Raw genomic sequence first — 14,131 nt, 5'->3', positions numbered from 1 at the left:
CTCGGCGGCGAGCCGGAGCACGACGCGGCGCTGGATGGTCGAGTTGAGGGAGGTGGGCACCGAGTTGGGACGGTCGCCCGCGACGACGATGTGGATCCCGAGCTGCCGCCCGTCGGTCGCGATCTGCGTGAAGACGCTGAACCAGGCACTGGTGCCGGCGTACTCGTAGGCCTCCCGGAAGGCGCCGATGCCGTCGACGAGCAGCAGGATCCGCGGTTCGTCGGGGCGATCCGCGAGCCGGCGGTACTCCCCGATCGTCGAGGCGTCGACGGCGCCGAAGCGTTCGGCGCGGTCGGCGACGAGGTCGCGGAGCATCCGGAGCAGGCGCACGACCCGCTCGTCGTCGTCGCCGCGGACGATCGCGCCGACGTGCGGCAGGTCGTTGAGCATCTGCAGGCCGTTGGCGCCGAAGTCGAGGCCGTAGACCTGCACGGGGCCTCCGCGCGGCGTCACGGCCGCCGCGACCGCGATCGAGCGCAGGGTCGTCGACTTCCCCGAGCCGCCGGTGCCGAAGACGGCCATGTTGCCGTCGCGGTCGGGCTCGTAGAAGACAGTCGGCTGGCTCTGCGTCTCGGGGCTGTCGACGACCCCCAGCAGCAGGCGGTCGTCGGTGCGCGGGTGCGGCAGCTTCGAGAAGTCGTAGGCGGGGGCGAGCTCGTCGAGCCAGGGCTTCCGCGGTGCGGGGACGCGCGCCTCGGCGGCCGCCCGGCCGATCGTCGCCACCATGCGGGCGATGTCCGTCGGACCGGGGTCCCCGGTCTCCTCCGCCTCGACCGTGCTCTGCTCCCAGGCGGCGCCGGAGCCGAAGGCCATCTCCTCGATGTCGATCCGGGGCGGCGGCGCCTCACCGGTGGTCCGCCCGCCGGCGTAGCCGGTCTGGAAGCCGGCGATCCGGCCCGGTCCCGTCTTGGCGGCCCCGCGCCCGGGGATGCCGGGGTCGAAGGAGGCCGCCATCGGCGTGCCCAGGATGTCGGTCGAGTCGTCGGCGTCCGCCATCCGCAGGGCGATGCGCAGGTTGGTGTTCGCGCGGAGGTTGTCCTTGATGACGCCGGCCGGCCGCTGCGTGGCGAGGATCAGGTGCAGACCGAGCGAGCGGCCCCGCTGGGCGACGTCGACCACGCCGTCCACGAACTCCGGCACCTCATTCACCAGCGCGGCGAACTCGTCGACGATGATCAGCAGGCTCGGCGGGGTCTCCGGGTCGCCCGTCTTCTCCATTGAGACGAGGTCCTTCATCTTCTTGCGGTTGAGCAGGTGCTCCCGGTAGCGCAGCTCGGCCCGGAGGCTGGTCAGCGCGCGGCGGACGAGGTGCGGCGAGAGGTCGGTGACCAGGCCGACGGTGTGCGGCAGCTGCACGCAGTCGGCGAAGGCCGCGCCGCCCTTGTAGTCGACGAAGAGGAGGGCGACGCGGTCGGGGCTGTAGGCGGACGCGAGGCCGAGCACCCAGGACTGCAGGAACTCCGATTTGCCGGCTCCCGTGGTCCCGCCGACGAGAGCGTGCGGTCCCTGGCTGCGCAGGTCGAGGTAGAACGGCTCGGTGCCGGCCGAGCCGACGAGCGCCCGCAGCGAGCCGGCCGAGCGGCGCCGCACGGGGGCGGACCCGTCGCGCACGGTGATCGACTTGCTCTCGCGCCAGCGGTCGATGACCGCGCCGGACGCGGCGATCAGCTCGGGACCCGCCAGTGCGGCGTAGGCGACCTCGCGCGGCAGATCGGACGAGTCCTCGACCGGGACCCCGCCGTCGACGACGGGCGAGAGGGAGCGCGCGAGCGCGAGGGCCGTGCTCGCGTCGACGGTCTCGAAGACCACCGGGTGCGAGTGCTCGCCGAGGCGGACCTGCCCGGTCGTCGCGGGCGAGCCCGGGTCGGCGACGAGCAGGAAGCTGCGGGCGGCGGCGGGGAGCTCGGCGATGCTCGCGGAGCACCACAGCACGTGGACGCCCGCGTCCGGCCCGCGCTCGGCCAGCCGGATCAGCCGAGCCCGGTCGACGGGAGCGTCGTCCTCGACGACCACGATCACCGCGGGCGTCACGGGATCGGGCAGGTGGTCGGCCTCCTCGGGGCCGACCGAGCCGCGCAGGGCGGGCCCCTCCTCGCGCCGCTCCTCGACGAGCTCCTCGAGCCGGGACAGCAGCGACGCGCCGGACCCGGGGTTGTCGGCGAGGTGCTCCCCCGCGAGGGGCGAGTGCACCGAGCCGGTGTGCGGCAGCCACTCCAGCCACGACCAGGTCGAGCGCGAGGCGGGCGAGGTGAGCGCCGCGACGGCGAGCTCGGCCGGCGAGTGCGTGCCGACCAGCTGCACGGCGATCGCGCGGGCGACGTCGGCGCGGACGGCGGCCGGCCCGGCGATCCCGAGCGCACCGCTGCTGCGGAGCTCGGCGACGACGGGAACGCCGTGCACGAGGCGGTGACGCTCGACGGTCGCGGCCAGCTCGCGGAGGAACTCCGGCTCGGTGTCGTTGCCCGCGGTCTGCTCGATCCGGCAGCGGGAGGGGAGCGAGCCGACGCCGAGCCGCACCGCGAGGAAGCCGCGGTGCTCGGGGCGGTGGGTCCAGAGGTCCTCGCCGCGCTGGGCGATCGCGGTGACCGCGTCGGCGGCCGACGGCTGCTCGGCGAGGCGCACGGCCCGCTCGACGGCCTGCGCGGCCCGGACGTCCTCCTCGAGGGCCTCGAGCGAGCGGGAGAACGCGGCGACCTGCGCCTTCCGGGTCCGCCGCTCGGTGACGGTGTGGTCGATCCAGGTGCCGATCGCGAGCAGCGGGCTGAGGGCGACGAAGATCACGCTCAGCAGCTGCTGCGTGAGCACGTAGAGCACGGCGCCCATGATCAGCGGGGCGACGAGCGCGAGCAGCGGGAACCGCTGGGGCGTCGGCCGGGACGGCGGCGTCGGAGCGGGGAGCACGCGCTCCTCGAACCGCACGACGACCCGCGGTGAGCGCGTGAAGTCGATCACCGGAGTGGTGGGCGGGGCGCCGCCGAGGCGGGCGAGCGGAACGACGCTCATGGCGCTGTCGCCGATCACGACGACGTCGGCCGGGGTGAGCATCGCCCTCTGCACGAGCCGCCCGCCCATGCTGAGGCCGTTCGCGGAGTTGGTGTCGATGATCTCCACCGTCTCGCCGATGCTCACCCTCGCGTGCCGCTTGGAGATCAGCGGGTCGGAGAGCCGCACGTCGACCCCGCGCTCCCGGCCGAGACGGCTGGTGCCGGCAGGGAGCGGAAACTCGCGGCCCGCGTCGGGGCCCGAGAGCACGCGCAGCACGGCGACCGCCGGGCCGCGGTCCCGGTCGGCGCCGTCCGCGGCGGCGGCCCGCGAGATCTGCACGGTCCCCCCGGAGCGGATGCCGGCCTCCACGATCGCGAGATCGGGGTGGATCGAGCGCGGGCGGTCGAGGCCGCTCGCGCCGAGGACGTCGAGGGTGACCGGTCCGGCGCCGCCGGATCCCGCGTGCTCGCGGTCGGTCCGCAGCGGGTCTGCCTCGAGCAGGGCCGCGGCCACCGCGCCGACCGAGACGGTCGCATCGACGGTGACGACGACGTCCGTGCTCGTGCCGGACGCGCGTCGGAGTGTCAGCTTCAGGCGCATCAGTCGGTCCCGTCCTCGTCCGGCTCGTCCTGCGGCGCGTCCAGGAGCGGGAGATCGGCGCGGGTGACCAGCCGGCTGGTGACCGCGTACTCGACCAGGCGGGTGCGGCGGTGGGTGGCCAGCGAGCCGGTCTCGCCGCGCACGCCCTGCACGCCGACGCGGGCGAGCTTCTCGCAGACGTTGTCGAGCTTGCGGTTGAACCGGGTCTGCGTCCAGCCGAGCCGCGCCGCCGCCTTGGCCGAGCTCGGGATCACGCTCGTGCCGGTGCCCTCCCGGCGCAGCATCGGCTCGCAGAGGGCGACGATCAGCAGCCGCTGCGACGCCGTGAACGGGGTCATGCCGATCGTCGTCGCCCCGGTGAGGGCGCGCGGTGCGAGCACGGAGTCGAAGGTCGGCCTGCTCGAGTACAGCGTCAGCTCGTAGGTGGTCGGACCGGCCGTGAACACCACCATCGTCGTGCCGAACACGATCGGCAGGCGGCTGCCGGGTGAGAGCCAGGCCTGGATGCCGCCCGAGCCGTCGGTGACGGTCGCCGACAGCCGGCTCCCGACGTTGCAGAGCCACCAGAGACCCTCGGCGCGGACGATCTGCAGGAACCGCCGGTGCAGGAACGGATTGTCGTCGAGGTCGAGGGCGCCCTCCCGGCCGATCTCGAAGGGCTCGTCGCCGAGCGGGAACCACTCGCCGCAGAACTCGACGCTCAGCTCGGCGTCGGCGACGACCGGCATCGGCACGGTGCCGCTCACGGCGCGCACGCCGTCGTCGGGGCCGAGGCGCGGCCGCTCTGGCGGAGCAGCGTCACCTCGAGGCAGGTCTGTCCTGAGGCGTCGGCGGGGACCGTCACGGTGCTCTCCTCCTGCGTGCGGGGATCGGGGATCGAGCCGGTGCCGGCCGGAGCCCAGAGGAAGCGGTCGCCGTCCTCCGGCTGCGGGTTGGTCCAGGTGAAGACGACGCCGTCGGCACCGACCGCGCCGGCGAGTCCGGTGACGGCGGGGACGTCGACCCGGCCGACCGGATCGGCGGGCGCCTCGGGCGCCGTGGTGCGGCGGGGGTCCGCGGTCGAGGTCGGCATCGCCGCGACCAGTGCGGCCCCGCCCGCGACGGAGGCGGCCGCGAGTACCGCGATCCCGGTGATCACGAGCGGCCGGCGACGGCGCGCGGGCGCCGGTGCGCTCCGCGGCGGCTCCTGGACCGGCGCGCGGGGCTCCGACAGCGGAGCCGGGGCGACGAAGGAGGCGGCGGACCCGCGCGCCATCGTCCGCTCCAGGTCGAACGCCGGGACGCCGGAGATCTCGGCGAGCGCCGGCGCGGCCGCGCGAGGAGCGACGGGTCGCGGCACCGGATCGATGCTGACGATGCCGCGGATGCGGGTGTTGCCGTCGTCCTCCTCCTCCACCCGCTCCTGCGGCAGGGCGTCGTCGAGCACGTCGGCCGTGGTGACGGCGAGGGAGAGCTCGACCTGGATCCGCTGCAGGGCGCGGCCGAACTCGAGGGCGGTGGTGAAACGGCCCTGCGGCGCCTTCGCCATGCTGATGGCGAGCACCCGGTCGAGCGAGGCCGGCGCGTCGGCGCGCCCGAGCGGCGGCAGCGGCGCCGAGCGGATCCGCTCGATCAGCTCGTGCGAATTGATCGAGCGCCCCGGCAGCTCGAACGGCGAGCGCCCGGCCAGCAAGGAGTAGACGGTCGCGCCGAGGGCGTAGACGTCGAGGGCGACCTCGTTCGGGATCTCGGCGCCGAACGCCTCGGGGGGCGACCATGGGATCGACAGTCCTGCGAGGTCGGCGGAGCCGTCCAGGAGCGCTCCGGCGATGCCGAAGTCGGTGAGGGCCGGCCGGTCGTAGGCGGTCACGAGCACGTTGGCGGGCTTGATGTCGCGGTGCAGGATGCCCGCGCGGTGCACGGTCTCGACCGCGCCGGCCACCTGGATGCCGATGCGCAGCGCGTCGGCGACGGCCAGCCGGCCGCTCTTCAGCCGGACGGCGAGGTTGGGGTTCGGGCAGTACTCCATCGCCAGGTAGGGCCGGCCGTCGGCGGCGATGTCGGCCTGGTAGATGGTGACGATCGACGGGTGCGTCGAGAGGGAGGCCATCAGGTTCGCCTCGGCCTCGAACGCGTCGCGCTCGCGATCCGTCGTCAGGCCTGCGCGGAGCACCTTGATCGCGACGGTGCGCCGGGGGCGGGCCTGCTCGTAGAGGAAGACGTCGGCGAAGCCGCCGGAGCCCAGCGGCCGCTGGAACTCGAAGCCCTGGATCGCGGGGGGCGGGGACGACCGCGGCGCGCTCATGCCTGCTCTCGGATCGTCACGGTGACGCCGTCGCCGAGGTCGAGGACGTCGCCGCCGGCGAGCACCATCGACTCCGACCCGGTGAGCCGCACGGGCACCTGCCCCGAGCGGAGCAGGAGCGTGCCGTTCACCGACGCCAGGTCGCGGACGACGACGAACCGGCCCTCCGCGCGGACCTCGACGTGGCTGCGCGAGATGTCCTGGAGCGGGCTCGGCACGGTGATCAGCCGCGGCAGCTCGTGCGCGGCCACGCGGCCCGCGGAGGGGCGCCGGCCGATCACGACGGGACGGTCGAGCTCGACGACGTCGCCGGTGGAGAGCTCGAGGCGGGCGATCGCGCTCGTCGGCGTCGGCGTCGCCGGGGCGGGCGCGAGGGCGCGCAGCTCGGCGATCGAGATCGTGTGCCCGTCGTGGTCCCCGTCTCCGACCTCCGGAGACGGCGACGCGGCCGGGACGAGGTCGATCAGCCCGTGCTCGTCCTCCGGCTCGCGGATCGCGGCGTCCTCGACGACCCGGGCGACGGTCTCGCCGAAGAGGTGGTCGTACTCGTCGTCGGCGGCGCGGACCGTGTCGGAGACGGGCACGCGGGTCTCGTCGTGGCCGAGGGGGGCGGCGGCGGGCTCGGGCGCGGCGGCCGGCGCGGAGACGGCGGGCGGCGCCGGAGCCGCAGGGGGCGCGGCGGCGGGCGGGGCGGAGTAGCCCCACTCGTCGAGCTCGCCGGTCTCGGCCGCGGGCTCGGCGGCGGGGATCCGCCCGACCGACGCCGGGTCCGCGTCCTGCGGCTCGACGACCACCGGATCGACGACGACCGGCTCGACGAGCACCGGCTCGACGGTGACCGGCACCGCGACCACCGGCGCCACCACGACCGGGACGGCCTCCTCGGCCGGCGGCGGCGCGGCGGGAGCCTCGACGGCAGCGACCCCGACGACCTGCGGCTCGACGATCGCCGTGTCGACGACCGGCACGACCTCGACGACCGGCTCCTCCTCGGTCGGATCCGCCACGTCGCCCACCTCCGCGCCGACCGGCCGGGCTTCGAGGGTCGCGCCCCGGAACGTCGCCGTCAGCCGCGAGCAGAGCACGACCCCGCTGCCGATCGGCAGGCTCAGCGCCGCCCCGCGCCGGCCCGCCTTGACGCGCAGGCTGATCGAGACCGGAGCGGCGATCATCCGCTCGTTCCAGGTGGTCACCCCCTCGCCGGAGAGTGCGACGACGGGCGCGTCGTCGCCGAGCTCCTCGATCACCTCGACGAGCAGATCGCCGCGGACCGCGACCCGCGACAGGTCGTCCTCGAGGGAGACGACGGCGAACGGCGGGAGCGCCAGCAGGCCGGCCCCGAAGACTCCGGTGAGCGACTCGAGCACGCCCGCGAGGCCGCGGCCCGCCGCGAAGGCCTCGGAGACCTGCTTGACGCCCTCCTCGCCCAGCACGTCGGGCAGCAGCGCCATCCCGCGGTCGGAGACGACGCCGAACCAGCGGCCGGGTCGATAGCGGATCTCGGTCACGGGCGAGCCCCCTCGGTGTCGGGAGTGCCGGCGACGAACGGTGCCGCGACGATCTCGCGCGTGACGATCGCGCGCGGCACGGTGTCGTCGCTGACGGCGGTGGCGAGCGGCAGCCGGTCGCTCGGCACGGTGCGATCGAGGTCGTCGCCGGCGCTGACGGCCGTCGCGTCGATGACCAGCACGGTCAGGTTGTCGCGGCCGCCGTGGAGGAGCGACTCGTGCAGCAGCCGGGTGGCCGCGGCCTGCGGGTCGGCCTCGTCGCGCAGGACGAGAGCGATGCGGGCGTCGTCGAGCTCGGTGGTGAGCCCGTCGGAGCAGACCAGCATCCGGTCGCCCGTCGCGGCGGGGAGCAGCCAGAAGTCGGGCGCACCGGCGCTGCCCGCACCCAGCGCCCGGGTGATCACGTTGCGCTGCGGGTGGGTCTGCATCCCGGAGGCGTCGAGCTCGCCCGCCTCCACGAGCTCCTGCACCACCGAGTGGTCGACGCTGACCTGCTCGAGGGCGCCGTGCGCCATGCGGTAGGTGCGGGAGTCGCCGAGGTTGAACACGAGCCAGTAGCCCAGGTCCTCGATCTCGGCGATGGCCAGTCCGCTGACGGTCGTCCCGGCGCTGCGCTCGGTGCTGAGGGCCAGCTCCGCGATGCGGACCTGGGCGCCGGCGAAGCACTCCTCGATCTCGGAGACGCGGACCGTGTCGTGGCCGACCAGGCTGCGGAACTCGTCGACGGCGATCGCGCTGGCGACCTCTCCGGCGTCGTGCCCGCCCATGCCGTCGGCGACGACGAAGACCGGGGGTTCCGCGACGTGCGAGTCCTCGTTGATCGCCCGCTTCATCCCGCGGTCGGTGGCGCTGCCCCACTGCACGGCGATCGGGCTGCCCGCAGCGCTCATGCCCACTCCACCGCCGCCGTGCGGTCGCCGAAGGTCAGCGTGGCGCCGACGGGCACCGCGGCGCGACCGCCGGGCGGCACCGGGGTCGCCGTGCCGTCGATCACGACCCCGGTCCCGTTGGTCGAGTGCCGGTCGATCACCGAGAGCTCGTCGCCGAGGAGCTCGAGCCGCGCGTGCGTCTTCGAGATCGAGCGGGTCGTGTCGGCGAGCGCCACCAGCTCGCCCGCCGCCTCGCCGGTGCGCGGCGCGGGGTTGCGGCCGACGAGCGCGGAGTCGGAGACGACCACGACGGTCCCGTCGTCGAAGCGGAGCCGGACCGCGCGCGGGCGCGGTTGCGCGGGGGCGCCGGCGCTCATCCGGGTGAGCTCGAGGTCCTCCGGCTCGTGCGCGGGGGCGCTCGGCCGGGCCGGAGCCGGGGCGGCGGAGCCGGGCACGGCGGAGATCACGCCGCCTGCGGGCGGTCCCGCGAAGCTCGCCGGCGCGGCGGCCGGCGCGGAGTACACGGCGGGCGCGGCGGTCGCGGGCGCGGAGGCGAGGGGCGCGGAGTACGCAGCGGGCACGGCAGCGGCGACCGACGACTCCGCTGTCGCACGCGGAACGACCGGCTCGTCGAGGTCGGCGACCACGGCCACCGACGAGGTCGGCACCGGCGCCTCCCGCAGGGACGAGACGGGACGCGACGCGCCCGCCGAGCGGGTGTCGATCATCCAGGTGCCCGTGGCCTGGTCGTGCCAGCCGCGGTTCTCCCCCGAGGTGTCGAACAGCGGCGAGAAGTAGCCGACGATGATCGCGGCGCAGAGGTTGAAGACGACGTTCCGGCCGGCCGCCTTCCAGAATCCGAGCGGTTCCCCGCTGTCGTAGCGCACGAGGCGCAGACCGAGCATCCGCATCCCCGGGGTGCCCCGCCCGCCCTGCGCCTTCGTGTAGAAGAGGCCGAAGGCGAGGATCAGAACGGTCGGCCCGAACGCTCCGAAGTACGCGATCGCACTGTAGGCGCCGGTCGTGGAGGCCGTCTGCCAGAGCGCCCAGGTGAGGAGCCAGACGATCACGTAGGAGAGGAAGAACCAGACGCCGACGATGACACTGTCCAGCAGGTAGGCCCCGACCCGGGGGCCGAGCGCGGCCGGAACGCCGAACGGCACGGCCGCTGTCCGGCGCGGAGTCCCGGCGCTGAGGGCAGCCGCCCCGCAGCCGCGGCAGAACGCCGCGCTCGCGTCCATCGTCGTCGAGCAGCGCGAGCACACCCAGCCGGACGTCGTCGTGTCAGCCATGGAGATCCTCGTTCCTCGCGGGTCGCCCCGTCGTGTTCGTCCGGGCGCCGCGGGCGGCGGTGGTGGCGCGGGTCAGCCAGGCCGGCCGCAGGGAGCGCAGGGACAGGCGCGCCCGGAGCCGCCGCCAGGGCGAGACGGTGGCGTGCAGCTCCGCGACGAGCGCGTCGGTCTGCTCCCAGAAGGCGGCGACCTCGGCGTCGACCGGATCCAGCGGCCCGAAGACCGCGGCATCGGCCCGCCGGGCCAGGACCGCCACCCCTGCGCTCGGGTACTCGGAGTGCAGCAGAGCCGCGTCCTCGAGGCGGGTGGCCCCGGCCGGGACGACGGTCCCCAGGTCGGCGGCGCGGTCGAGCACCTCGTCCCAGCCGCCGCTGATCCGGTCGGCCGCATGCTCGGCGCCCACCCGCGCCCGGCGGCGTCGGCGCTTGAGGGCCGCGATGAGCAGCGCGGGGCCGAAGAGCAGCGCCGCCAGGCCGACGACTCCGCCGGCGACCGCGAGCACGACGCCGATCCAGCCCAGGTCCGGGCCCCGGTCGTCCTCGGTCTCGTCCTCCTGGACCACGTCCGGCGGCACGACGGCCGGCTCCTGCGGGGGCGGCGGCGGCTGGAGGACCTGGGCCTTCGGCTGGGCCGCCGGCTCGGGCTGCTGATCCTGCAGGATCTGCTCCTTCGGCGGCGTGGGATCGAAGGCCACCCAGCCGTGCTCCGCGAACGCGACCTCGACCCACGCGTGCAGGTCGTCGCCGGTGAGCGCGACGTCGCCGGAGAGATCCGACCCGGCCGCCGGGTAGTAGCCCATCACCACGCGGGCCGGGAGACCGAGCTCGTCGACCATCAGCGCCATCGTGGTCGCGTAGTGCTCGTCGTCGCCGACCATCCCCCTCTCGTCCGTGAGCAGCAGCTGCAGCCGCTCCGAGCCGTGACCGGGGCGGGACTCCGCCTCGCCCTCGAGGCCGTGGCTGAAGTAGCCCTGCGTCGAGAGCGTGGTCGCGATCGCCCGCACCTGGCTGAGCGCGGTGGTCGCCTCACCCACCGAGGCGAGCGTCGCGTCGGTGAGCGCCTCCGGGACGTCGACCGGCGTCGGCACGGTGACGGGTGCCGCGACGGCGTCGGCGAGCTCCTCGTCGCTCGGCACCGGGGGGAGGGTCGTGGTCAGCGTGTAGGAGTCGCCGGCCGCGAGCCGCGAGGTCACGACCGCGACGCCGGTCTCGTCGTTGTAGTGCAGCGATCCGCTCAGCGCCTCGGCCCGCGGCCCGGCGAACTCGATCGACGACGGGTAGCCCGCGTCTGGCAGCCAGACTCCGCCGAGGTCCGCCGCGGTGAAGCGGAGCACGGCCGGCGTGCCCTCGTGCTCGCCGGCGATGGTGCTGCCGACGCGGGCGAAGCTGCCGGAGCCGCCCCCGCCGCCGGTCACGTCGAAGACGGTCCCGGTGTACGCGTCCATGGTCGCGAGGCGCACCCGCACGCCCTCCTGCAGGCCCGACACCGTGAACAGGGTCGCGTCCTTCTGATCGCGGACGGTCTTGCGGAAGGAGGCGAGCGGCGTCGGGTAGTCGTCGAGGTCGAACGGCGGCACGATGTCCTCGCGGAGAGTCGAGCGCGACCCGGCCGGGGCGACGGCGCCGGCGGAGACGCCGACGACTGCGGCCGCGAGCGCCAGGACGAGGGCGCCGGAGCCGATCCGGCGCAGCCGCAGCTGACGGACCGCGGAGGGGTCGACCGCCCCGTCGCCGCCGGCGGCGGAGGTCTGCGCCGACTGGCGGCGCCAGGCCGCCCAGGCCAGCCCGACGACGCCGAAGGCGATCGCCTGGGCGAGGGGCGCGACGGCGTCCGCGGTGCCGAAGAGGATCGAGACGAGCACCAGAGCCGCGGCCGGCACGAGCGCCCAGACCGGGCGCGGGGCGCGCAGGGCGATCGTCGCCGCGACGACGGCGCAGACCAGCGCGGCGCAGAACGGCACGACGAGCAGCTCCGGGAAGCCGTTCGCCGGCGGCTCGACGGTGAGCAGGCTCTTCCACGAGGTGACCAGCGCGGTCGCGAGGCCCAGGAGGCTCTCCGGGCTCGGGATGACGCCGAGGAGGCCCGCGGAGCGGAACGCCGCCGCGGTGCCGACGAGGGAGTAGGCGGCGGCGGTCACCGCGGTCGTCGTCAGCAGGCCCCAGCGGGCTCGCGCCGCGAGGGCGCCGACCGCGAGACCGGCGACGATCCCGAGGCCGCCCGCGACGAGGTGGTCCGCGCCGGCGAAGACCCGGCCGAAGCCGACCGCGCCGACGGCGAGCAGCACCGCGAGGGCGACCAGATCGACGGCGACGGCCGCCGGTGCCCGGCCCCTCACGCGGCACCTCGCCGCACGGCCGCCGGCAGCTCCTCGAGAGCCGGGACGCTGAGCAGCGCGAGCTCCCCGATGCTGCGGCGGGCGGCGGGCCGATCCTCGTCGCAGCTCACGCCGAGGACGCGGGCGTCGGGGGGCAGCTGCCGGGCCGCCGAGCGGAACCGCGGTGCCGTCACCTCCGAGCCGACGACGAGGATCACGACCGACGCCTGCGGCACCGAGCGGGCGAGGGAGCGCGACAGGCCGACGAGGTCGCCCCTGCTCTGCCCGAGCTCCACCCCGGAGAGGTCGTCGAGCAGGCGCTTGCCTATGCCCGCGTGCAGCGACCGGCCCTGCACGAGCACGCTGAGCTGCTGCCCGTCGCGCAGCGCCTGGAGGCCGAGGGAGGCGCAGCTGGAGACGGCGAGCTCGAACTGCTCGTCGTCGCGGTAGTCGGCGGGATCGAGCGACAGGCCGATCGCGAGGTGCGAGCGCCGCGTCTCCTCGAACTGGCGCACCATCAGCGTGCCGGTGCGCGCCGTGGTCTTCCAGTGCACGTAGCGGCGGTCGTCGCCGGGCGCGTAGGCGCGGAGGGCGTGGAAGGAGACGTCGTTGTTGGAGAGCTCCGGGGCCGGCCGGCCCTCGAGGTCCTTGAGGAAGCCGGACGACGAGCCGCCGACGGCGACGGTGCGCGGGTGCACGAAGAGGTCGCCGGGCACGGTGTGCGGCACGACGCGGCGGAAGAGCCCGAGGCCGTCGCCGCGGACCGAGCGGACGGGTCCGACGCGGATCACACCGCGCCGCGCCGTCGGGATGGTGAAGAGCTCCTCGTGCACGGCCGCCGCCTCCAGCCGCGGGAGCGGGAACACCGCCAGCCCGCCGCCGACCGGCAGCTCGACCCGCGCGGGCAGGAGCGAGCGGGCCGAGGCGTTGCGCACCTCGACGCGGCCGACCGCCCGCTCCCCCGCGACCACCCGGGTGGTCGCGAGATCGAGGTCGACGGAGTAGGCGGAGCGCCCGATCATGAACGGAGCGGCGGCGATCAGCACCGCCAGCGCCAGGACCGCGAGCAGGACCAGCTCGCTCCAGCCCTGCACCGCGCCGACGATCCAGGCGAGGCCGGCCAGCGCGAGGAGGACCCAGGCGAACGAGGTCGCCACCGCGACCACGGGCACGGCGCGGGAACGCACGGGCGCGAGCAAGACGCCGGCCGTCTCGACCACGTGGCGCGACCGCTCGACGGCGGCGCCCGCGCGTCGCGCGAGCCCCTCCCTCCGGAGCACTCCGATCCCGGTCATGCCGCTTGACGCTCCTGCGGCGCGGCGACCTCGGCGAGCACGCGCCCGAGCACGCCGTCGGCCGTGGCGCCGGCGAACTCGGCCTCGGGATCGAGGACGAAGCGGTGCAGCCAGACCGAGGCGACCAGCTGCTTGACGTCGTCCGGAAGCACGTAGTGCCGGCCGTTCGCCGCCGCCCAGACCTTGCAGGCGCGGATCAGCGCCATCGAGCCGCGGACCGAGACGCCGATCCGGGTCTCCGGCGCCGAGCGGGTGGCCTCGGCGAGCTGCACGACGTAGCGCAGCACGGCGCCGTCGACGTGCACGGTCGCCGCGAGGTCGGCCATGTCGGCGACGGCCTGGGTCGTGATGATCGCGCGCAGCCCGGCGGAGGGGTTGCGCTCCCCCGCACCCGCCAGGATCCGCTCGGCGGACGCCGCGTCGGGGTAGCCGATCGAGGTCTTGATCAGGAAGCGGTCCAGCTGCGCCTCGGGCAGGCGGTAGGTGCCGGCCTGCTCGATCGGGTTCTGCGTGGCGATGACGAGGAAGGGCCGCCCGACCTCGTGGCCGACGCCGTCGACCGTGACCCGCGACTCCTCCATCACCTCGAGCAGCGCCGACTGCGTCTTCGGCGAGGCGCGGTTGATCTCGTCGGCGAGCACGATCGACGCGAAGATCGGGCCGCGGTGGAAGTCGAAGCGCCCCGACTTCTGGTCGTAGATCGTCACGCCGGTGACGTCGCTCGGCAGCAGGTCGGGCGTGAACTGGATCCGGTTGCTGGTGCCCTGCACCGTCGCCGCGATCGCCTTCGCGAGGCTGGTCTTGCCGGTCCCCGGCGCGTCCTCGAGCAGCACGTGCCCCTCGGCGAGCATCGCCGTGAGCACGAGCGAGACCACCTCGGACTTGCCGAGCACGGCCTGCCCGACGTTCTGCACGAGCTTCTCGAACGTGGCGGCGAACCAGGCGGCCTGGTCGGGTGTCATGGTCATCAGTGCGATCCCTCTT

9 protein-coding genes are annotated in these 14,131 nt (G+C 75.1%); all 9 read right to left on the bottom strand.

Annotated features, from left to right (window positions below; genetic code table 11):
- Positions 1-3,585 (bottom strand): FtsK/SpoIIIE domain-containing protein (locus tag C5D04_RS12500; protein WP_104347780.1); only part of this gene is annotated, 3,585 nt, incomplete at its 3' end.
- The gene (locus C5D04_RS12495; RefSeq protein WP_104347781.1) at positions 3,585-4,313 is read right to left on the bottom strand and encodes a hypothetical protein; all 729 of its coding nucleotides are present in this window, start codon (positions 4,311-4,313) and stop codon (positions 3,585-3,587) included. The genes C5D04_RS12500 and C5D04_RS12495, both read right to left, overlap by 1 nt.
- A 14-nt stretch (positions 4,314-4,327) precedes the next feature.
- The gene (locus C5D04_RS12490; RefSeq protein WP_104308092.1) at positions 4,328-5,869 is read right to left on the bottom strand and encodes a serine/threonine-protein kinase; all 1,542 of its coding nucleotides are present in this window, start codon (positions 5,867-5,869) and stop codon (positions 4,328-4,330) included.
- The gene (locus C5D04_RS12485) at positions 5,866-7,377 is read right to left on the bottom strand and encodes an FHA domain-containing protein (protein ID WP_104222287.1); all 1,512 of its coding nucleotides are present in this window, start codon (positions 7,375-7,377) and stop codon (positions 5,866-5,868) included. Before C5D04_RS12485 ends, C5D04_RS12490 begins: the two co-directional genes overlap by 4 nt.
- On the bottom strand, positions 7,374-8,267 hold the full coding sequence (locus C5D04_RS12480) for a PP2C family serine/threonine-protein phosphatase (protein ID WP_104267534.1): 894 nt from the start codon (positions 8,265-8,267) through the stop codon (positions 7,374-7,376). The genes C5D04_RS12485 and C5D04_RS12480 overlap by 4 nt, the downstream gene beginning before the upstream one ends.
- Positions 8,264-9,538, bottom strand: a complete 1,275-nt coding sequence (locus C5D04_RS12475) for an RDD family protein (RefSeq protein WP_104267533.1) — start codon at positions 9,536-9,538, stop codon at positions 8,264-8,266. Before C5D04_RS12475 ends, C5D04_RS12480 begins: the two co-directional genes overlap by 4 nt.
- Positions 9,531-11,873, bottom strand: coding sequence for a transglutaminase-like domain-containing protein (locus C5D04_RS12470; protein WP_104222281.1), 2,343 nt, complete (start codon positions 11,871-11,873; stop codon positions 9,531-9,533). Before C5D04_RS12470 ends, C5D04_RS12475 begins: the two co-directional genes overlap by 8 nt.
- Complete coding sequence (locus C5D04_RS12465; RefSeq protein WP_104222279.1) at positions 11,870-13,147, bottom strand: DUF58 domain-containing protein; 1,278 nt, start codon at positions 13,145-13,147, stop codon at positions 11,870-11,872. The genes C5D04_RS12470 and C5D04_RS12465 overlap by 4 nt, the downstream gene beginning before the upstream one ends.
- A complete protein-coding gene (locus C5D04_RS12460) occupies positions 13,144-14,115 on the bottom strand; it encodes a MoxR family ATPase (protein ID WP_181068034.1) in 972 nt (323 codons plus the stop codon). The genes C5D04_RS12465 and C5D04_RS12460 overlap by 4 nt, the downstream gene beginning before the upstream one ends.
- Positions 14,116-14,131: the final 16 nt, after the last annotated feature.

This window comes from Rathayibacter sp. AY1D2, assembly GCF_002932695.1.
Taxonomy (GTDB): Bacteria; Actinomycetota; Actinomycetes; order Actinomycetales; family Microbacteriaceae; genus Rathayibacter.
The sequence above is the reverse complement of the archived record's forward strand: the minus strand, read 5'-3'. Positions and strand labels throughout refer to the sequence as shown.